This window comes from Prosthecobacter dejongeii, assembly GCF_014203045.1.
In the GTDB taxonomy this organism is placed as follows: Bacteria; Verrucomicrobiota; Verrucomicrobiia; order Verrucomicrobiales; family Verrucomicrobiaceae; genus Prosthecobacter; species Prosthecobacter dejongeii.
Genome location: NZ_JACHIF010000004.1, coordinates 431,514 through 452,160 on the forward strand (window position 1 = coordinate 431,514; position 20,647 = coordinate 452,160).

Sequence of the window (20,647 nt, forward strand, 5' to 3'; positions counted from 1 at the left end):
TGATTTTCACGAACCTCGACATAAAATCGAGATTCGTGAAACCTCAAAATAAGTTAGGCCATAACGGACCGTGCGACGATGGACGCCTCTGCTTCTGTCAGAAGAGCAGATATTAAGGCTAAGCCAAAGATGAAAGCTGTGCCGGCTCCACGAGACGTGATGAGATGTCCATCGACTATGACCTGTTCGGCAGGCTCGGCCTCCGTCAAGACTGCGTAGGTCGAGTCATGCGCCGTGTATTTTTTCCCTTCCAGGAGACCGGCATCATGTAGAACCAGCGGAGCGGCACAGATGGCAGCGACTTTTCGTCCAGATCGCATAAACTCCTTGGCCAAAGCACCCGCACGTCCATCCTGCCGCAGGTAGGCCACACCCGGACCTCCAGGAAGGAAAAGCAGGTCAAAATCGCTTGTATTTAGCTCGCTTAAATAGGAGTCCGCCTGGATCAAGACGCTGCATCGTCCTTTGACCAGAAGGTGATCTCCAAGGGCTGCCAGCACCACTTCGATGCCCGCACGGCGCAGAAGATCCACGGGGGTAATCGTTTCGATTTCTTCAAAACCTTCGGCAAGAAGGCAAAGTACGCGTGATGCCATGAGAAAAGAGAAGAGAGAAAAGAAACTTTAGGGGACATCCCAATCAATGGAAAATGGATGAGAAGCCTTACTTGTTACGATATTTAGCGATCACCTCACGGATTAGCTCCACACGGTTTTCTGGCGCAGGGTGCGTGCTCATAAATTCAGGCTGACCGCCGCCCTTCGAGGCCGAGGCAAGGATCTCCATCACCCCAATCATGGCTTCGGGATTGTAGCCTGCCTCAATAAGAAAGCGCACACCTAAAGCGTCAGATTCCAATTCGTCATCTCGTCCATACTTCATGACTCGCATGTTCGCCACCATGCCCGCGATTTGAGTGCCCGCATTGCTTTGACCATCAGAAAGCAAGATGCCTGCTCCTGAGGCTAGGCCTTGCCAGAGCTTGCTTGTGGCCATTTGCTCATTGGAATGACGACCAACAACATGACCGATCTCATGTCCTAAAACCCCGGCGAGTTGATCTTCATTTTTAAAAAGCCGGAAGAGGGCTTCTGTGATGAAAATTTGCCCTCCAGGAAGGGCGAACGCATTCACCGTTTGACGATCTGCAAGAAGATGAAACTCAAAACGATAAGGCGTTTGGCGTGCTAGGGTGCTTTGCACTAGCTTAGCTCCCACACGATCCACCAATGCCTGGGCCTGAGCATCGCGGGATTGCCCTCCCATCTGTCGGATCATCATCGGTGCAGACTGTAGGCCTAGGGCTATTTCTTCTTGTGCTGTGGCAAAGGCGAGCCGCTGTGTGCGGCCGGTGAATTCGTTTTCATATTCGGTCGTACCTAGGTAATGATAAGCCAGGGTGCCTCCCATGATAAGAAGGGCTAGAATGATGCGTGGATGGCAGCCGATGCCGTGTCGGCCGTCTCCATCAAACGAGGGTGCCATTTGGCTAAAAAAGCGGGTGAAAAGGCGTAGCATGCCGTGAATGATAGACGTTCTAACAGCCCGTGTCACGGCAGGAGTGCCTGTTAACAGACGTCTGAGAGAAGAAGACGTTCGTTAAGAGCACATTGTCACAGTGGCCTTTATTTCTAAGACTAAAGGTAACTCCCAGTTGAAAATGGAGTAGTTACAAATTAGCAGCTTCCAATTTGTATCGCCTATGAACTTAATCCGTGCATTTAGCACTATTTTCTGCCTCGGCTTTTCTTTTATTACGATAGCCATGGCTGCACCGGCAGACTTGGATCCTGTTTTCCTTAGTGGAATTGGGGTTGGCATCACGGGGCCCACTTACCCTGATTCAGGACCGACAGGGGCGGTACAGGCGTTGGGCATTCAGCCCAGCGGTGCCATCCTCGTGGGAGGTGGCGGCGGCATGGGCAGGCACAATAATGTGGGCGAATTAACTGCCCTCAAGAGGTTGCTGCCAGACGGCAGTTTGGATCTATCTTTTGCGGCGAACGGGGCGTTTGTCCAGGGACCTCACACGACCGTAGTGGGTCAAGCTTCGGAAGTGAATGCCATCCTGGTGAATGCGGACGGCTCCTTTTTTATTGGCGGTGTGTTTGAAAATTACGGTCCCGCCAGCACCGTGAGAGCCTTGGTCGCCAAAGTGGATGCAGATGGCACGCTGGATCCCACGTTTGTACCGCCCACATTGGCTTCGAATGGAGCTGGCCGTTATGTGCAAAGTTTGGCCTTGGACAAGAATGGAGGGTTGCTCATTGCTGGGGCGTTTTCCGCAGGAGGTCGAGCCAACCTCATTCGTGTGGATGCCCAGACTGGCGCGCAGGATCTAACTTTTGACTCCTCCGCAGTGGTGGGGAGCTCTCGGGTGGTGGACTGTGTCAATCTCGCCCAAGACGGTCGGATCTATGTATCTGGCAGCGCAGGCAATTTTGGCGGTTATCCTTATGTGTTTAGGCTGCTGCCGGGAGGGCAGGAGGATACCTCTTTTCATGTGCCTTTTGCAAACGAGTATGGCCGTGTGAATCGCGTGCTGGCGCTGCCTAGCGGCCAAGTGATCATCGGTGGTGGCTATACCCTTGCAGGGAATCCGCAAGGAGCCTACTTCACCGGACTTACTGCCAATGGTGCGCCGGATGCAGCCTTCAATGCCAACTTGGGCACGGGTGCCAATGGCTGGATGGGGGGGCTGCTGCAATTGCTGCCAGATGGTCGCATCCTGGCTGGGGGCATTTTCAATCTTTTTAATGAGACACACGTGGCCTCTCTCATCATCCTGAATCCAGATGGTACCCGCGATACGACCTTTACACCGGCCCCTTATTCGACGGACCGCAACAATTACACCACGCATTTTTACAGTGCGGTGCCTTTGAATGATGGCCGCATCGTGGCGGGTGGATGGTTTTCACGTGTCACAGACCCTGAGTTGGAAATCAACAACTTGGTGGCCTTTGAAGGCGATGGCACCGCTGGTGCAGGCACACTGAAATTCAGCAGTCCTGTTTATTCAGCCTTCGAGGATGGGGGCAGCGTGACGGTGCAGGTGGCCCGCACAGCTGGCATCGCCGGAGCTGTGAGTGTGAGCTACGCCACAGGCGGCGGCAATGCGGTGGCCGGAACCCACTACACGAGCACCAGCGGCAGCCTGAGCTGGGCCGATGGTGAAAGCGGCGCAAAGAGCATCACCATCCCGTTAACGGACAACGTGCCGGCCAATGCGACGAGGACTTTCCAGGTCACACTTAACGGACCCACAGGAGGAGCTACCCTGGGCACTGTAGCGATGACCCAGGTCTCCATTCTGGATGATGATTCTCCTCCTGAAATTGTCACCTCTCCATCCAACGTGACGCTGAACCAGGGGGCAAATCTGAACTTATCCGTCACGGTCAACAGCACGGTGCCGGTGACCTTTCAGTGGCAATACAATAGCGGCAGTGGCTTTGCGAACATCCTCGGTGCGACGTTCCGAAATTTGCAGATCAGTCAGGTGAATCCGCAGAATCATACCGGGCAATATCGGGTGGTTGTCACCAGCACCAACGGGTCTGTTCCTTCGGCTGCGGCAACGGTGAATGTACTCACGCCTGCAGGTTCGGTCGTTCCCTCGTTTACCTCTACTCTGGGTAGCAATCGGGCGATCTCGGCTGCAGCGCCGGATTTCCAGGGGCGCTGGATCGTGGTCACCAACCAGAATGGCGCGCCCACGGTCCGCACACTTCAGCGTCTGCTGCAGGATGGAACGGTGGACACAAGCTTCACTGAGTCCACTTTCGACAATGGGGTCTCGACGGTGCATGTCCTGCAGGATGGCCGCATCCTGGTAGGCGGCTTCTTTGACACGGTCACCAGCCCAGCCAGTGGTTCAGCAGTGAGCCGACCCGACTTGGCACGCTTCCAGGCCAATGGTGTTTTGGACACGACTTACACGCCCTCGCTGCCCACCGTTAACAATCTGTATGTGGAAACGATTGCCCCCGGGGCTGGGGGCACGTTCTATGTGGGATTTGGCTCAGGCGGCGGCTTGCGCCGTTACTTGGCTAATGGCACGCTCGATAGCAGTTTTACCGCCCCGGCGACTCTGGGCAGTGATCTCCAGGGCAAGGTGGATGCGGTGGTGGAGCAGGGTATTTCTGGGATGGTTCTGGTAGCCCATATGATCGGCCGAAATGGCCAGGGCTTCACCTACAATCTGTCCCGTCTGAATGCCAATGGCACTGTGGATTCTGGGTTCACCGCCGTCTCGGCCATCGGAGGAGAAATTGAAACCATCGGCTTGTATGCGAATGGGCAGAAGATCGCGATAGGTGGGCGTTTCTCTGGACTCAATGGTTCCCACAACCCAGGCCCGCGCATGGCGGTGCTGGATGTGGCTGGTAATGCGGACAGTTCCTTTGTCAGTCCTTTCAACAATACGGAAGGGAAGGTCTCAGGCATCCTCGACCAGGATGGCAAGCTGGTGATCGCTGGAGAGTTTTTGACCATTGGTGGCATCAATCTTCGGGGCGTGGCCCGATTGAAGTTGGATGGCAGCATTGATTCCTCCTTTGTCGTGGGTGCTGGCACGAATGGCAGTGTAAATAGCCTGCATCTCACCTCGATGCGTGACCTGTTCATTGCAGGCAATTTTACCTCGGTGAACGGGGTGACCAAAAACTACGCGGCAGAGCTCTTGGGGAATGCCCAAGTGGGAACTTTGGGCTTTGAACCCGCTCGTGTGACTTACACGGAAGCAGCTAAGACCATTACACTGCTGGTTAGGCGTTATGGTTCCGTCTTGAACGCGATTTCTGTGCAGTGGAGCACGGCAGATGCACTCACTGGCAACAGCGCGACGGCGGGCACGGACTACACGGCAGCGACAGGCACGCTGAGCTGGGGGCCTGGAGATTCTAATGGCAAGTTCATTACCCTCACGCTGTTGGCGGATGGCACGCAGGAGTCCACCGAAAATTTTCGTGTGGTCCTTAGCGATCCGCAGGGGCCAGTGACTACCGGTGCAGATGCCACCGTGACGCTGTTGGATTCTGACACTCCAGTGACCTTCACCACTCAGCCTGCGGCCAGCACGGCGCGGCTGGTCGGGGAATCATTGACGCTGACAGCGGCAGCGACGAGCCCGACGCCCATCAGCTATCAGTGGCATCTCAACGGTGCACCTGTGACAAGCGCGACGGGGACCACGCTGAACATCGCGGCGCTTACCCAGGCCCAGGCCGGGCTGTATGTGCTGGTGGCCACAAATGCTGCAGGCAGTTTCAGCAGTGCACCCGCGCAAGTCATCGTGACGGCGCGTTCGGGCGGTATTTTTGCAGGTCAAGCGACTGCGGGGCGGCCATCCTTCACAGGCGGGTCTCCCCAGGCCATCGTGGCTACGGGGGATGGCGGAGTACTCATCGGCGGTTTCTTTGGTGTGAATTTGGGGAACAATGTCAACAAGCCCTATCTTATTCGTATTCTGCCCAATGGCTCGACCGACACGGCCTTTCCCCTGACTCTGAACAACAGCGTCCGTGCGTTGCTGCGGCAGCCCGATGGGAAAATCCTCGTGGGAGGGGAGTTTACCTCTCCAGCCACCCGCTTGATGCGGCTGAATGCCGACCTGACACTAGATACGGATTTCAACACGAATGTGGGCAGTAACCTCAGCGCGGGGCAGGTGAATGACATCGCTCTAGACTCCACCGGCCGTGTGTATGTGGGGATGTCTGTCAGCACCAATGGGCAGATTTCACGCTTCAGTTCAGCCGGGGTGATGGATGCTGCTTTTGCACCGGCTGTGAACCAACAGGTGACCAACATTGCCGTGCAAAATGATGACAAGCTTTTGGTTAGTGGGTTTTTTACCCAGCTTGCAGGTTCTGCGGCGAACCGCTTCGGCAGGCTGAATTCAGACGGCACCTTTGACAGCACGTTTACGCCCTCCTTGGGTAGTTTTACATTCAATGACCTGCTGGTGCTGAGGGATGGGCGTATTTTTGCAGCAGGAAACGCGGGTGGCGGTCTGGCCCTTGCTCATATTGGTGCAAATGGTACCACACTCTCAAACATTGCCTCCAGCAACCAGGTTTATGAACTCTCGCAGGCACCAAATGGCAAGGTCGTGGTAACCCGTGCCAGCATCGGCGGCAGCGGCTCGGTTTACCGGATCAAGGCCAGCAATCCGCTGCCTTCTCCAGGGTCTAATGATGGCGATGCCACCTTCAATGTGGGCACGGGGCCCAGTGCAGATGTCAAAGTGGTGACGCACGCCCCCGATGGCTCCATCTGGCTTGCAGGAGATTTCACGACTTTCAATGGTGTCACAACGGGTGGTGTGGTGCGGCTGGAAGGAGACCCCGCAGACCCTGCGATCGTCAATCACCCCGCCAAGGTGGGGGTCAATGGTGGGGCCACAGCTCAGATGAGCGTAGGAGCGGTGGGGACCAACCTTAGCTACCAGTGGTTGAAGAACGGAGTGCCACTGGCGGATGGTGGACGCATTTCGGGCGTTACGACGGCCATCCTCACCGTCACCAACGTGGGGGTGGCAGATGATGATTTTTACAGCGTGGAGGTGACCGGAGGAACACCGATAAGCACCGTCACCAGCAACCCTGCAAAGCTGAATGTCTTGTACGCGCCAGTCGTAGTGAGTAGTCCCGCCAGTGCCTCGCCGGACCGGGGTGCGACGCTGATATTGACCGCCGAGGTTTTGGCGGCGACTCCTGCTACCTATGAATGGCGACGCGATGGGGGGTTGATCCAGAATGGCGGACGTTATTCTGGAGCGAATACGGCCACCCTCATCATCGCCAGTGCCAACAACGCGGACGACGGCCTTTACACACTCACCGTGACCAATAGCCAAGGCACGGCAAGCACTCCACCTGCCTCCGTCACGGTGAACCAAGTGGCCTCTGACCGCGATCCTGCATTGGTGGCTCTGGGCACGACGAGCACGAACTCGAACAATTATGTGAATGCCTTCCTGCATCTCCCGGATGGGCGCACACTCATTGGCGCTCGAGGTAGCATTGCAGGAAATCCGCTCAATGGCGGTGCCACGAATGTTGGAAATCAATTGGTCGTTATTGATACGGAGGGGCGCGCCACAGGGCCCTCTGCCGGGAATTTCAGCGGTACCAATTCCAGCGTGGATGGGTTCTTCCGTCAGCCCGATGGCAAAATTCTGGTATTTGGCAATTTCACCAGTGTGGCCAACATCGAGGGGCCCGGGCGCACACGTTTGTCCCGTCTGAATGCAGATCTCTCCTTGGATACATCCTTTTTGCCAGTGGGGCCTTCCAGTGCGCCTGTGGCGGTGATTGCCGATGGCCTGGGGCGCATCTATGTGGCGGGTAGTTTTGGGGGGTATGGCGGCAACTTCGGCTACAACTACCTCGTCCGCCTGAATCCGGACGGCAGTCTGGACACCACCTTTAAACTCGAACTCAACGACAATGTGAATGCCATGCAGTTGCTCCCGAATGGGAAGATTTTGGTGGCAGGCAACTTCAACAGTTCCGGTCCATTCGGGGCAACCACAACGATCCCCAGCCTCATCCGGCTGAATGCCGATGGCACGTTGGACAATACCTTTGCGCCTGCCTTGCCGACTGGCTTGATCGCCACCACGGCGGTGGATGCTTCGGGCCGCATTCTGGTCGCTCGCAATGCGTCTCCATTTGGACTGCTTCGGCTGCTGCCTGATGGCGCGGCTGATGCTTCTTTCAGCTTCACGGCAACGCTGACCAATGCGCCTTCGGTGATAACAGCTTTGCCGGATGGTAAAGTACTGGTGGGCGGCAGCTTTACGACTCCAACGAACCGATTGTTCCGGCTGAATGAAGACGGCAGCCTGGATGACGGCTTTAATGTCGGCACAGGTTTCAATAGTGGTGACATTACTGCGATTGAGGTGGACTTTCAGGGCCGCCTCTGGATCTCAGGTTTCAGTTTCACCACTTATAAGGGGGGAGCTGCGAACCGCATGGTCATCCTCCAGGGAGATGGGCCCGTGCTACGTTTCATCACTCACCCAGCTAGCCAAGTGGTGGATGTGGGCACGGCTTCGCTTCAGTTCAGCGCCAGCGCGACAGGCAACAATGGCTTTGCTTTCCGTTGGAAGAGAAACGGCTTGCCCTTGAATGATGGCGGACGTGTCTCTGGAGTAACAACCCCGACTCTGACGATCTCCAATGTCATCGTGGGTGATGCTGCCAATTACACGGTCACCGTCACCAGCCCAGATAATGAAGTAACGAGCAACAGCGCCTTGCTGACCGTGCTTTCAGCCCCTGAAATTCTCAGCTCTCCAGTGAGCCAGGTCGTGGATACAGGCACTACCGTGACTTTCAGTGGCACGGCCCGGGGTGCTGGCACGCTGAATTATCAGTGGCTCTTGGGAGACGTCGCCCTAACCAATGGCAACGGAGTCAGCGGAGCTACCACACCCACCCTCACGCTCGCGGGGGTGGACTTTGCCGATGCAGGCAACTACCGCCTGCGCGTCACGAATACCATTTCCTCAGCGACATCGGGAACAGCCAACCTGACGGTGCAGCGCAGGCCAGATGCGCTCGCGGGTGATCGCCCTCAGCCGACCTTCAATAATGAAGTCTTGGCCATTCACTTGTATGATGATGGTTCGTATTTAGTGGGCGGTGCTTTCACCAGCGTATCGGTGAACGGGGCCACCTCCATTAACCGCGGGCGCTTGGCGAGGTTCCTTCCAGACGGCACGCTGGATCTCAACTTTTCCCCGAGCTTTAATAACAGCATTCGTGCAATTGCCGTGGATTCGGAAGGGCGCATCTTTGTGGGCGGCGACTTCACCAATGTAATCATGGGTGGTATAACAACAAACGTGACGCGCGTGGCTCGTTTCACACCAGGCTTGGCTCTCGACACAGCCTTTGATACGGTGAGCGTGACGCCTAACGCGGCTGGACCTAATCAAAGTGTTCTCGCTCTTGCCGCAGTGGGAGATGGCTCCGTTTACATCGGCGGGAAATTTACCCAGATTGGTTCGAATACCTCGGCGGGTGTGAATCGCATGGCACGCCTCGGGGCGAATGGGGCCGTGATGGCTAACTTTACATCCGGTGCTGTCAATGACGTCAACTGCATTCACCGCCTATCAAATGGCACACTTTATGTCGGTGGTATCAGCAACACTTGGGGCAGCAATGCTATGGCGCGACTGGTCAAGCTTTCCGCCACTGGAGCACGTGATGGCAACTTTGTGTCGCCAGATATTTTCACGATTGTTTACGACATCCTGCAACTGCCTAACGGCTCCTTATTTGTTGCTGGCAATAATCTGGGACAGCCCTATCTGAAAAGGCTGAATGCGGCAACCGGGGCTGATTTAGGATTCTCCATCACAGGGCATAGCAGCGTGGTCAATACGGTGGCACGGCAGGCTGATGGCAAGCTGCTCTCCGGTGCTCTGCAAACTTTCATCCGTATGGATGAGAGCTTCGTCCGTGACACAGGAATGACGGTGTCACTGGATGGCAAAGTGAACGACATCGCAGTGGATGCCCAAGGTCGAATTTATGTTGGGGGAAACTTTGGCCAAATCAACGGAGTTGCTAAAAGCCGATTCGCCATTCTGAATGGCGGCGAGTTTGATTCGCGCAACGGCCTGTTGCCACCTCAGACGATCACCTTTGCCCAGCCTGCGAATCGGACCTTCAATCCGTCAGCAAACAGCCTGCAAGTAAGTGCCTCCTCCAGTTCCAGCTTGCCGGTCTCTATTGAGGTGACCAGCGGTCCCGCCACTCTCAATGGCAGCACTCTGACCATCACGGGGGCAGGGGAGGTGACGCTAACGGCCACCCAGTCTGGCAATGAAAACTTCTCCGCCGCCACCCCGGTGGTACGCACCTTCACGGTGGCCAAGGCCACTCAGACGATCAACTTTGCAGCCCTCTCAGATCGTTCGATGTTCAGCGTTCCCTTCACCCTCAGCGCCACCTCTAGTTCCGGGTTGCCGGTGAGTTTTGAATGGGTTTCTGGCCCGGCCACTTTGAGCGGTGCCACAGTGACCCTGGAGGGAACGGAGGGTGTGGTGACCGTGCGCGCCACCCAGGCGGGAAATGCCAACTACGAACCTGCCCCGGCGGTGGTGCACAGCTTCCTTTCCCTAGACACGCCGCCATCCCCAGAGCCGCAAACAATCAGCTTTGCGCCGCTGGCAGACCGTCTCGCCACAGCGGGTCCGTTCATGCTCAGTGCCACGGCCTCCTCAGGCCTGCCTGTGGGCTTCGATCTCGTCTCTGGTCCTGCCACTTTGGTTGGCAACATGGTCACACCGACCGGGCCCAGCGGCACCGTCACGATTCGCGCTATCCAGCCAGGAAATGGAAGCTGGCAGGAAGCAGCGGCGGTGACACGCAGCTTCTTCGTCACTGGTAACACACCGGTGGTGCCAGTCACCCAGACCATCACTTTTACCGTCTCTCCGACACGTTACCTCAGCGAGGGCACGGTGGCCTTGAGTGCCTACTCGAGTTTAGGGTTGGCCGTGAGCTTTGAGGTGGTCTCTGGCCCGGCCAATCTTTCCGCACCAGGGGTGCTGACCTTGACAGGAGTGGGCACAGTCAATGTCCGCGCAGTGCAGGCTGGCAGTGCCGCCGTCAAGGCCGCTGCGCCCGTGATCCGGAGCTTCAAAGTTCTGGCTGATCCCACGGGCCTGACCCTAACAAACCTGACGCAGACCTACACGGGATCGCCCATCGTAGTCGGCTATGTCGGCGTGGATGAATCTGTGGAGGTCACCATCACGTATGCTGGCAGCGAAACACCGCCTACCCAAGCAGGCAAATATGCGGTGGTGGCCACTGCGGGCGCTGTGAAGAAAACCGGCAGCCTTGTCATCAATAAAGCGCCGCTAACCGTCACGGCAGACAACCAGCGCAAACTGGTGGGCCAGCCAAATCCCTCACTCACTCTAAGCTACGCAGGCTTCCTCGCGGGTGATAGTGAATTGACCATTTTTGACAATCAGGCAGCCAAGCCCGCTGTGAAGCCGCCGGTGGTGACGACCACGGCCAAAGAGACCAGTGCAGGTGGACTCTACTCGATCAAGCCTGCTGGAGCGGTGGCAGTCAATTACCTCTTTATCTATGTAAATGGTACCCTCACGGTGGATACTTTTGCTGGCCAGTATGAGGCCCTGCTCGTTAGCAATGGCGGTAGTTCGCTACCGATGGCAAAGGCGGAGATCACTGTGGCAGCCACGGGAAAAACCTTCACGGGTAAGCTTACCACAGCGGGTGAACTGGCAGCCCTGCCGTTCAAGGGCAGCCTAACCACCGATGTGGAAGAAGAAACCTTCACCGGCCAGGCCATTTTCAGTAAAGGGGCCAACAGCTATGTGCTGGATTTTATCCTGCCCTTGCAAGGTGAGTTTGAGATCACACTTAAGCTCAATAACAATATCGTTGCTTCCACCCAGGAAGGACAAAAGCTGCTGGTGCTGGCAAAAGGGCAGACGCTGACTCACACGGGTGCCCACACGCTGCTGCTGGGCTCAGGGCGGGTGATTGATACCTCCGTCATGCCTGTGCCGGAGGGCGTAGGCTATGCCACGGCCACAGTGGATGCTAAAGGCACTCTAAAGCTGGCTGGCAAGCTCGGCGACGGCACGCTCCTCACGGCTTCCCTGGCCGCTGACTCCGATGCCGGTTATCGTCTCTTCATCCTTCCTTATAAAAGGTTGAACAGTTACATCGCAGGTACCATTCCGCTGGAGAATCATCCAAACCTGGTGGGCCGCAAGTATGTGGACTTCGATTCTGAAGCAGATCTCGTTTGGCAGAAAGCGCCCGAGTCCAAGGACAAATCCTACCGCGCAGGCTTTGGCCCTTTGGCCTGCCGGATGATGCTGGATCCCTGGTTGCCGCCGACGAAGGCCACCAAGACCGTGACCGCTATTACCCTGGCTGATCGCCTCGGGCTGAATTCCGCTGGCCAGCTCACCGTGGCTCATGGGGCCTTCATAAGTGAGTCATATGACGATCTGCCCGTATCCGTCATGGTAGATGCTGCTGGCAAAGTGGTTGTCGCATCGCCTGTGACGGTACCGGTCAATGCGACTAAGTGGAAAGTCACTTTTACGACTACAACGGGCCTGTTCAGCGGCAGCTTTGCCCTTTCAGATATGGTTGAAGGCAAAGCCGTGCCACGCACGGTTCCGTTCGTGGGCATTTTACGTCAGCCTGTCAATGCAACTGAAGGCATCCTTGGTGGCGGGCATCTGCTACTACCAGCCTTGTCCACCGCTCCGACCAATGAGCTGGTATCGTGGCCGATTGAGTTCCAGAAGCCTTGATGCCTGAGTGAATCACATTTCGGAACCGCGTCATTCCCAGATGACGCGGTGTTTTTTTGTTCACGGATGTGCTTCCCACTCCTTTCTGGAAAAGCGGCTCAGTGCAGTTCTACTAGACTGCGGGAGCGAGTGATCTTTCCAATGCGACGGATGGAGATGTGGGCTGTGGCTGCGTGCTCGCTCTCAATAGAGCCACGGATACGGCCACAGTAGTCGTCCCAGGATTCACTGGGTTCGATGTGAGATTCGACCTCCATGACAGTTCTGACTAGGGTCGCATAGTCCACCCCAGGAAATTCATTGTGGAGATTCTGAAGCAAAAAGCGCAGCCTCGTCGGGTCAAGTGATGTGCTCATACCCACTACATTCGCACAAAATCATTAATTTGTGTGTATTATTTTAAAAAATTAATCTTTAGGGACCTGGTTGGTTTAAAAATTGGTGTGCCTGTAACGGTGTTGAGTAACGCGAGGCGATGAAGGAACTCCTTAAAAATCAAAGGAATAGGAGCATCCTCCTCACGCAAGTCAGTCGATCACTGGGTGATCGACTGTTAAAATTTTTATCTGGATCAAAGACAGATTCGCAATCTTTGATGTGACAAAGATACACTATTGAGTGGAGCTTTGGGAAGGAGGTGCTGCTTTTTCAGGCTTTCGTTTGAGCAGTTCTTTGAAGATGCCAATACCCAGCAATTTCATCGTGGTGAAGTAGCTGCGCGCAATATCTGCTGTCAGGAATGCCAGATAGACATCATTTGACGGAAGCGTGCTATTGGAGGCGTAATAAACTGGCTTTTCAAATCCACGATATTTGGACTTATGGAAAGCGAGCCCTTTGAAATTGTAGATTTCTCCACCAAAACGTTGGCTGATTTGAAAAAACCATCGGGTCATCAAGTCATCTGAGTAAATGCCCTGCTGAAGGTTGGTGAATGGGCATAACAAAAGATTTAGCACTTCCACTCCTTCCATTTTAAAGGCCTCCATAGCCACCATGTGCACAGCCGTGGCTAGGCGGCCAAAGCGGGCTTCATCACAGCGGACGGTGTTGGCAGAGTAACCAAAAACTTTGCCGTTGCGGTACATGGGATCATAAAACACGTAGCCGATTGCGGTGCCTTCTTTATCGAACGCGACGAATTTACGCACATCATGCTCAGGCTGATAAACCGGGCGGCGTGCATAGATCCAGATCTCCCGATCATTGACTTTTTTCCCTTGGAGCCATTTCGAAGACAAGGCGTTCAACTCCTCCAAAGAAACCTCGGCGATATTCACTTCGCGAATGCTGATACCCTCGCGCTTGGCTTCATTGCGTGCGCGTTTGATCATGTCCAACTCCTTCCAATTTCCCTTGGTATTATAGGTCTGAACAGGAAGTTCGGGCTCGTAACCTACGCAATTGACTTTAAACCCCATCTGCCTCAAAACGGTAGCACAGTTCTCTGAAACGACCCCAAAGACTGCTGCTGGGTACTCTTTAAGAAATGCAGCAACGAGGGGGCGAAGATTTTCCGGTGCGCAGACAGGATCCGTTAAAGCGATTCGTTTGGGTTTCCGCGCAAATACTGGATGTGTGGCGGTGATGAAAGCAATGTACCCCAATTCATGCACGAAATATTCCATGCCCTGCTGGAGAGTTGCATAGGAAAGTGCTTCGCAACCATGCTTTTTGAGATGATCCGATAGTAAAGACCATTTGGCTTCGGGATCGAAATTTTCGGCTTCTTTTCCTAAGATTGAGCGCATGGTTTAAGTGAAGGGGTAGGTTCTACACCTTTTTGAGGAGCACGCTAGGCAAGATGTTTCAGTAGCCAATCTCCGGTAAGGTCAAAAACACGCTGTCTATTGCGGTCTAGGTGACCTGCATGCCCATTACCCTCGATGACTTCCACATGTTTGACGCAGGTGAGCGCGTCATGAAGTTTATAGGCTGTGCTGACAGGATCGAGATTGTCCTGTTCACCCCAAATGATCAGAGTGGCAGCAGAGATTTTTGAAACCCTGTGGATGGTATTGACGAAAAAGGCAGCGGAAGCACCAGGAAGGGGAAAATTGGCAAAGGCTTGCAGTTTTCCTGGATCCACTTTTAAGCGAGCATTGATCTCAGGATCTGCTGCAAGTTGCACTTCTTCGAGCATTTGGACGATCGAGATACGCAAGTCGTTGCCTGTGAACCACCGCTTAAGATAACCAACCGCAGAAAGACTGGCCATCGTGAGTGTGATGGACCAGGGCAGCGTGTTCATCACCGTGGCATCCAGTGCAATGAGGGCTCTGAGACGAGGATCAATGACCGCAGCCTCCAAGATGGCTGTGCCGCCGGAAGAAAGTCCAAAAGCCGCCATTTTCTTGGCGTCCACATCTGGTCGGGTTTCCAAGTAATCCAGTGCGGCCTGTAGATCTGCCACCCATTCTTTCATGGAGACATGGTAGGCTTTCCCACCACTCTGACCGTGTCCATGCATATCAAGCAAAAGGCATGAAATGCCCTGTTTCGCCAAGCTGCGGGCCATCTCGAAATAGTTTTCCTTAAACTCACCCGCCCCGTGAGAAACGATCAAAGTCGGTCCGGACGACGGCTTTTCACTTGGCACAAAACAAGCGTAAATGTCGGCTTCGAGAGAGCGAAGCTTCAGTAACTCCCATCGTTCATCCAAAGGCCGCTCGGGCCTTAGAGATGAAAAATCGGGCGTTTTATTCATTATTTGTAATGCGCATTAATATCACCAGAATCAATAATCATCAAAGCTAGAATATTTCGAGTTGTCCTACATGAATTGGGTTGTAAATCCTAATTAGAAAACCCTTTGGTGTGATTTTTAATTTCGGCTGAAGTTTGTATCGAAGGTCACTCCATCCTTTAACTGAAAATGATGATGGCGATAAAAATGGACAATAGCGCCACACACAGCACAGCGCCTGCTGCCATGTCTTTGATCTGGCGAATAGCGTCTTCCTGTTCGGTGGTCACTCGGTCACAGAGCTTCTCCAGTGCGCTGTTAAAGAGCTCAGCCATCCAAACAAGGCTAATGGTGATGCCCAGACAGCACCATTTCCAATCGGCTAAATTTTGGCTTACCCCCAAACCGACAGCCAGCACCGTGGCAGCTAGATGGATCTGAAGATTCCGCTGGGTTCGCAAGGCGTAGCCAATGCCTCGCAAAGCATGGTGTAAGCTGCGAATGACCTTGCTGCACCAGACGACCATGCGTTAGGAACCAGAAGGAGGTTCAATATTAGCGCTCTTTTGCTCGGGAGCGGATTGATTGACCAATTGACGAAGGCTCTTCACCCATGTTGGAGCATCTGGATGGCCTGGGTTTTCTTTGATGAGCTTCAGCATGTCAGCCAAAGCGTTGATTGTGGAAGGGCCTTTTTCATAAAGATAAAAGGCTCGTTGCCAGCGGAGTGTGGGCAGCTCATTCTGGGTCCAGAGTTCGAACTCAGGGGCAAACATCTGTTCTTTGCGAAAAACTCCTTCTGCTGTGATGCGTGCATCCCAGAGAGCGGGCAGGCTCTCCTTATTGGTCTCCGCGGCTAACGGCAGTAGGGTGAGCATATACATGCTACCAATGTCAGCAGGGCGTTGGCTCCATTCTTTGCGGTTTAGGTAACGGCTGAGGCTAAAGGCTTCGATGATCGCATTGTTTGGAGAGAGAGCATTGCTCAGTTGACTGTAAGCGCGACCCTTGAGCTTCGGGGCTGCCGCGACCACGGTATTGATATACTCTTGGAGCTTGGGCACCATTTTCTTAAAGTCCTCTTCCTTCGCCTCATGGGCTTCCAGCGTGAGAACGAGGTATTGGATGCCTAGCCGGACCGCGAAGCCCACGTCGCCATCCTCGTCCGCATCCCTGCCTTTGTTGCGGTTTTCCATCTTGGCTTGACGTTCACGAGCCTCTGATTTGTCCACTTCTTTACGCTCGTTATTGACGATGTTGGAGCATTCTAAAAAAAGGCTCATGGCCGCTTGGTCACTGGCCATGGCGGCACGTAACTTGGCCAAAATAGTGCCCAGGGTATTTCCTCTCATTTGGAGGATTTGGTTTTCCAATTCTTTGAGCTGGGTCATGACGGAATTGACCTGAGCTTCCGTTAGCGCCGTTCCTGGCTGCGGCATCCCGGGAGTGGCGGGTGCCTGCCCCCAAGTGGTAGTAGCTAGGCAGGTGGCCAGAAAAACGGTGGTGTGGAGCAGGGACTTCATGGTGGGTTGAGTGTGATCAAACGGAGTGCGGATGGGGAAGAAAAATCTTGAGATTTCAGCTTCTGTGGCTCCAACAACGTTTAGGGAACTCAGTTTCATTGATCGAATTTCAGGCTGGTCACATTTCTTTATCTGCAATGGGGGGTTGCACGGTGAGGTAAGTCTGCGAATTAGGCTCTTCACATGACATGGAATCAGCCTTTGCGCTTTGTGCCCATCTATCAAACCCGCGTCTGGGGTGGCCGAAATCTGGAGTCGAAATTCGGTCGGAAGCTGCCTGACCCTGCATTGCCCTACGGCGAATCCTGGGAAATTTGTGATCGCCCAGAAGCCGTGAGCCAAGTGTGCGAAGGTGAGGCCGCAGGGCTGACGCTGCATGACCTCTGGCAGAAACATCGGCGGGCTGTTTTTGGGGAGGCATTGGCGGATCATTCTTCAGAGCGTTATCCGCTCCTGATGAAAATTTTAGATGCTTGTGAAGATCTCTCCATTCAAGTCCACCCGCCGGCCGAGGTCGCTCAGGTGCTCAATGGCGAAGCGAAAACGGAAATGTGGTTCATCACACATGCTGCTCCCGGGGCACGGCTTTATGCTGGGCTGCGAGCAGGGGCGACGAGGGTGCTCTTTGAAAAGGCCCTGGAGGATGGGAGTGTGGCCGAAATGCTGCACCACATTCAGCCGCAGCCAGGAGACAGTCTTCACCTTCCCAGTGGTCGAGTGCATGCCATCGGAGCGGGGTTGGTGCTTTTTGAAATTCAGCAAAATAGCGACACAACGTACCGCGTTTTTGACTGGAACCGCAAAGGACTGGATGGTCTGCCGCGGACTTTGCACGTTGAGGCTTCTCTACAAAGTCTTAACTTTCAAGACTTCGAGCCCCAGATCCAACCTGCTGCACAGGTGGGAGTTTTGGTAAATTGTCCATTTTTTGAGGTGAAAAAAGTCGCTTATCCCTGCACAAGTACTGTTGGCCAAGCGGGCGAGCATCTAACGGTGGTGATTATTCGTGGGATTTTAACCGTTCAGAATTGCATTTTAAGGGCTGGGGATTTTGCCTTAATTCCAGCCTGCATGAAGGAGAAAGACCGCCAAATCGTGGCTGCGGAGCCCCAAACGGAGTGGCTGGAGGTCAGAATACCCAGGGGAAGCCCAGATGCGGCATCGTTTTAAAACCTCCCGTTCCGGCAACTTGACGTTCCATTGACACGCCTTTAGTATCACGCTCCGATGAGAGAACCTGTTCTTCCTAGACTGTCCGCTTGCGCCCTTGCGGCAGCATCATTGTTTCTTCTGCCCGCCACCTCTCCAGCATTCTTGGGGCTGTTCGAGAAGAAGGACAAACAAGCCCCTGGCACCGATGAGCGCCAAGCGCAGGAAGCCCAGGCGACTGCGATGCTGATGTCTGCGCGTGAAGCCCAGAATGCTGGTAAGACAGGACGTGCTCAAGGCCAGTATAACGCTATCGTAAAACAGTATCCTTTCACGGTGGCTGCCTCAGAGGCTGCATATGCCAGCGCCCTGATCACCCGTGCCAATAGCGATGTGACCACTGCGTTTGACGCGTTTCAGAAATTTATTGATGACCATCGCTCAAGCGCTCGTTTTAACGATGCTCTCCAGCAGCAGTATGAACTGGCAGAAGAGGCCCGTGGCGGTCGCCGCCAGCGTGCCATGCTCATTCTACCTGTCAAAATGGGTGGAGAGGAAGTGATCAAGCTCTACACGCAGATCATTAAGAACGCCCCCTTTGGTAAATTGGCACCTCTGGCTCAGTTCAGCATCGCAGAGATTTACCAAGACATGGGCGAGAAGGATAAAGCCGTCCTTGCCTACCAAAATGTGGTGGAAAATTACCCGAACACGAAACAGGCTGGCGAGTCTCAGTTCCGTATCGGCTCTATCAGCAACGTTGCCGCCAGCCGCAGTGAGGATAAGTCCAATCTGGTCGCTACTCGTGATGCCTTGACCACTTACATGTCCACCAATCCTAAAGGTGACCGTGCCAGCGAAGCCGAGATGATCCTTCAGCAAGTGAATGCTGCTGAGGCCACTCAGTCACTCGCGGTTGGGAAGTTTTATCAGCGCATGGGTAAGACCAAAGCGGCGGCTATCTACTTCAACGAAGCTCTCAAATATGGATCTCCAGAAGCCTCCAATGAAGCTCGTGAGTTGCTTGCTCAACTCGCAGCGGCTGATCCAGATGCAGTGGCCGATGCTAAAAAAGGTCAGCCCGACCAGGATTATACCATTCCTGGGGCACGCAATTTGAAGACTCGTGATGATTACATCGGACCGCTTTCTCCTGAATTGACGCGTTTGGGCCAGAAGCCAAAAATGCGCGCTGGGGACGACAACTTCCTGCCGATTCCGATCCAAGAGCCGACCCTGCCTTTGACACCAGGAATGGCCCCTACGGGAGGCAGCCTTCTACCGCCCGTGTCTGAGGAAAAGCCTGCTTTGCTGCCAATCCCCGCTGCACCCGCCGCTCCAGGGATCCCGCCTCAGCCACCGACGAGCCTGCCTGTCCCGCCTAAACCGACACCGGCTCCTTGATCTGCAAGTTTTGCTTTTTCAGCTAGCTCTCTTTTCTTTCTCGGATGAAAATTTCTCTCCTCGCCTGTGTTTTCGGTGTGCTGGTGTCTCTCACAGGTTGTGCGGGCTACCAGCTCGGCGGTCAGAAGCCTGCTCACCTCACGAATGTGACGAAGTTGGCTATCCCTACTTTCGAGAATCAGACTTTGGAGCCTCGTCTAGGCTCATTGGTGACCAATGCCATCATCAAACAGATCCAGAACAGCGGTGGTTATGAGATCGTCTCTTTGGCCGATGCGGAAGCTGTTTTAGACGGAAAAGTGATCAATGTGGACCGCTCTCAGTTCCGTTCCGACCGTCGAAATGTGCTGCGCACCTCGCAGTTGCTTATGACTCTGCGCACTGAGTATGTGATCAAGGATGCTGGCAGCGGCAATACAATCCATCGTGGACGCACTTCGGCTGATTCCTACACCATCTTGGATTCCAATGTACAGAACTCTGAAGCTCAGGCCCTTGAAGATGCAGCCCAGCGTCTTGCAGCGAATGTGGCAGCAGACATCACCGAAGGCTGGTGATGACGGAAGACGACCAGCCTCAAGATCATCCGTCACAGGGGAGCCTTATCGAGGATCCCTGGCGCACAGATGAAGATTCCGCACACGTGGAAGAGAACCGCCTGCCTACTGAAGGGACAGCGGAGGAAGATGAGGCTCTAACCGACTTTTTGCCCAGCAGTTTGCAGCCTGCCTTGTATCTCGTAGGCACGCCCATCGGCAATTTGGCGGATATTACCCTGCGCGGTCTGCATATTCTCAAGTCGGTCAGTGCCATCGCCTGTGAGGACACGCGCCATTCGGGTCGCCTGCTTTCGCATCATGGCATTCGTTCACGGCTCATCAGCCTCAATGAGCACAATGAGGCCAGGCGTATTCCTGAAATCGTCGCCCAGCTTCAGCAAGGGAGCAGTGTGGCGCTCATTTCAGATGCAGGCATGCCTACGGTCTCAGATCCGGGGCAGCGTCTCGTGCAGAGTGTGGTTGCTGCGGGATTAAGAGTGGAGGGCATCCCCGGTCCGAGTGCAGTGCTGACAGCTATTGCCGCCTCCGGCCTGCCGACCACACCGTTTTATTTTGGCGGTTTTTTGCCCCACAAAAAAGGCCAGCGAAACAACGAGCTGACTGCCGCCGTGACCCGAGACTGCACTAGCGTTTATTTCGAGAGCCCCTACCGCATCGTGGATACTTTGGCGATGATTGCGGAGCAGGCTCCCGAGCATCGGGTCGTGGTCGCGCGGGAGTTGACGAAGAAGTTTGAGGAATTCCAGCGCGGTCCGGCCCGGAACGTGCTTTCTCATTACCAATCCAAGACACCCAAAGGCGAAATCACTCTGGTCATTGCCCCGTGTGAACTTCCCAAGTGGGTGACCTGGTGACCTCCAACCTGGTTCCCATGACGAATGACGAAATCCGAACGCCACGGCAGAGCCGAATGATGTGCGGTGCTCTGCCTGCCCTTTTTTCACGCTCAGCCTCTTGCGTTTTGACATCGGTCCTTTCGTGATGATCAGAA

General features: G+C 54.6%; 12 protein-coding genes. 5 read left to right on the top strand and 7 right to left on the bottom strand.

Annotated elements, in window-relative coordinates; translation table 11 throughout:
* Positions 1–53: 53 nt before the first annotated feature.
* Positions 54–596 (bottom strand): DJ-1 family glyoxalase III, encoded by a 543-nt coding sequence (locus HNQ64_RS12360; protein WP_184208961.1) that lies wholly within the window; start codon positions 594–596, stop codon positions 54–56.
* 67 nt (positions 597–663) lie between these two features.
* Positions 664–1,485: a M48 family metalloprotease gene (locus HNQ64_RS12365; RefSeq protein WP_184208963.1), complete on the bottom strand. Its 822-nt coding sequence runs from the start codon at positions 1,483–1,485 to the stop codon at positions 664–666.
* Positions 1,486–1,765: 280 nt separating this feature from the next.
* On the opposite strand from HNQ64_RS12365, the gene HNQ64_RS12370 reads away from it, so the two are divergent.
* Entirely contained in the window at positions 1,766–12,334 is a 10,569-nt protein-coding gene (locus tag HNQ64_RS12370) for an immunoglobulin domain-containing protein (protein WP_184208965.1), read from the top strand.
* Positions 12,335–12,432: 98 nt separating this feature from the next.
* On the opposite strand, the gene HNQ64_RS12375 is transcribed toward HNQ64_RS12370, so the two are convergent.
* From HNQ64_RS12375 to HNQ64_RS12395, 5 genes are all read right to left on the bottom strand, one after another.
* Positions 12,433–12,690, bottom strand: a complete 258-nt coding sequence (locus tag HNQ64_RS12375) for a hypothetical protein (RefSeq protein WP_184208967.1) — start codon at positions 12,688–12,690, stop codon at positions 12,433–12,435.
* A 255-nt stretch (positions 12,691–12,945) separates the two neighbouring features.
* A complete protein-coding gene (locus HNQ64_RS12380) occupies positions 12,946–14,085 on the bottom strand; it encodes a DUF2156 domain-containing protein (protein WP_184208969.1) in 1,140 nt (379 codons plus the stop codon).
* 44 nt (positions 14,086–14,129) lie between these two features.
* On the bottom strand, positions 14,130–15,041 hold the full coding sequence (locus tag HNQ64_RS12385) for an alpha/beta hydrolase (RefSeq protein ID WP_184208971.1): 912 nt from the start codon (positions 15,039–15,041) through the stop codon (positions 14,130–14,132).
* A gap of 158 nt (positions 15,042–15,199) precedes the next feature.
* A complete protein-coding gene (locus tag HNQ64_RS12390) occupies positions 15,200–15,547 on the bottom strand; it encodes a diacylglycerol kinase family protein (protein ID WP_184208973.1) in 348 nt (115 codons plus the stop codon).
* 3 nt (positions 15,548–15,550) lie between these two features.
* Complete coding sequence (locus HNQ64_RS12395; protein WP_184208975.1) at positions 15,551–16,543, bottom strand: hypothetical protein; 993 nt, start codon at positions 16,541–16,543, stop codon at positions 15,551–15,553.
* A 183-nt stretch (positions 16,544–16,726) separates the two neighbouring features.
* Here HNQ64_RS12395 and HNQ64_RS12400 point away from each other — a divergent pair, with 183 nt between their 5' ends.
* The 4 genes from HNQ64_RS12400 (at position 16,727) to rsmI (ending at position 20,510) form a co-directional block, all read left to right on the top strand.
* Entirely contained in the window at positions 16,727–17,713 is a 987-nt protein-coding gene (locus HNQ64_RS12400) for a type I phosphomannose isomerase catalytic subunit (RefSeq protein ID WP_184208977.1), read from the top strand.
* Between the two features lie 111 nt (positions 17,714–17,824).
* Positions 17,825–19,096: a tetratricopeptide repeat protein gene (locus HNQ64_RS12405; RefSeq protein WP_184208979.1), complete on the top strand. Its 1,272-nt coding sequence runs from the start codon at positions 17,825–17,827 to the stop codon at positions 19,094–19,096.
* 44 nt (positions 19,097–19,140) lie between these two features.
* Positions 19,141–19,653 carry an LPS assembly lipoprotein LptE gene (lptE, locus tag HNQ64_RS12410; RefSeq protein ID WP_184208981.1) on the top strand — a complete coding sequence of 171 codons (513 nt, stop codon included), beginning with the start codon at positions 19,141–19,143 and terminating at the stop codon, positions 19,651–19,653.
* Positions 19,653–20,510: a 16S rRNA (cytidine(1402)-2'-O)-methyltransferase gene (rsmI, locus tag HNQ64_RS12415; protein ID WP_184208982.1), complete on the top strand. Its 858-nt coding sequence runs from the start codon at positions 19,653–19,655 to the stop codon at positions 20,508–20,510. The genes lptE and rsmI overlap by 1 nt, the downstream gene beginning before the upstream one ends.
* Positions 20,511–20,647 lie beyond the last annotated feature (137 nt).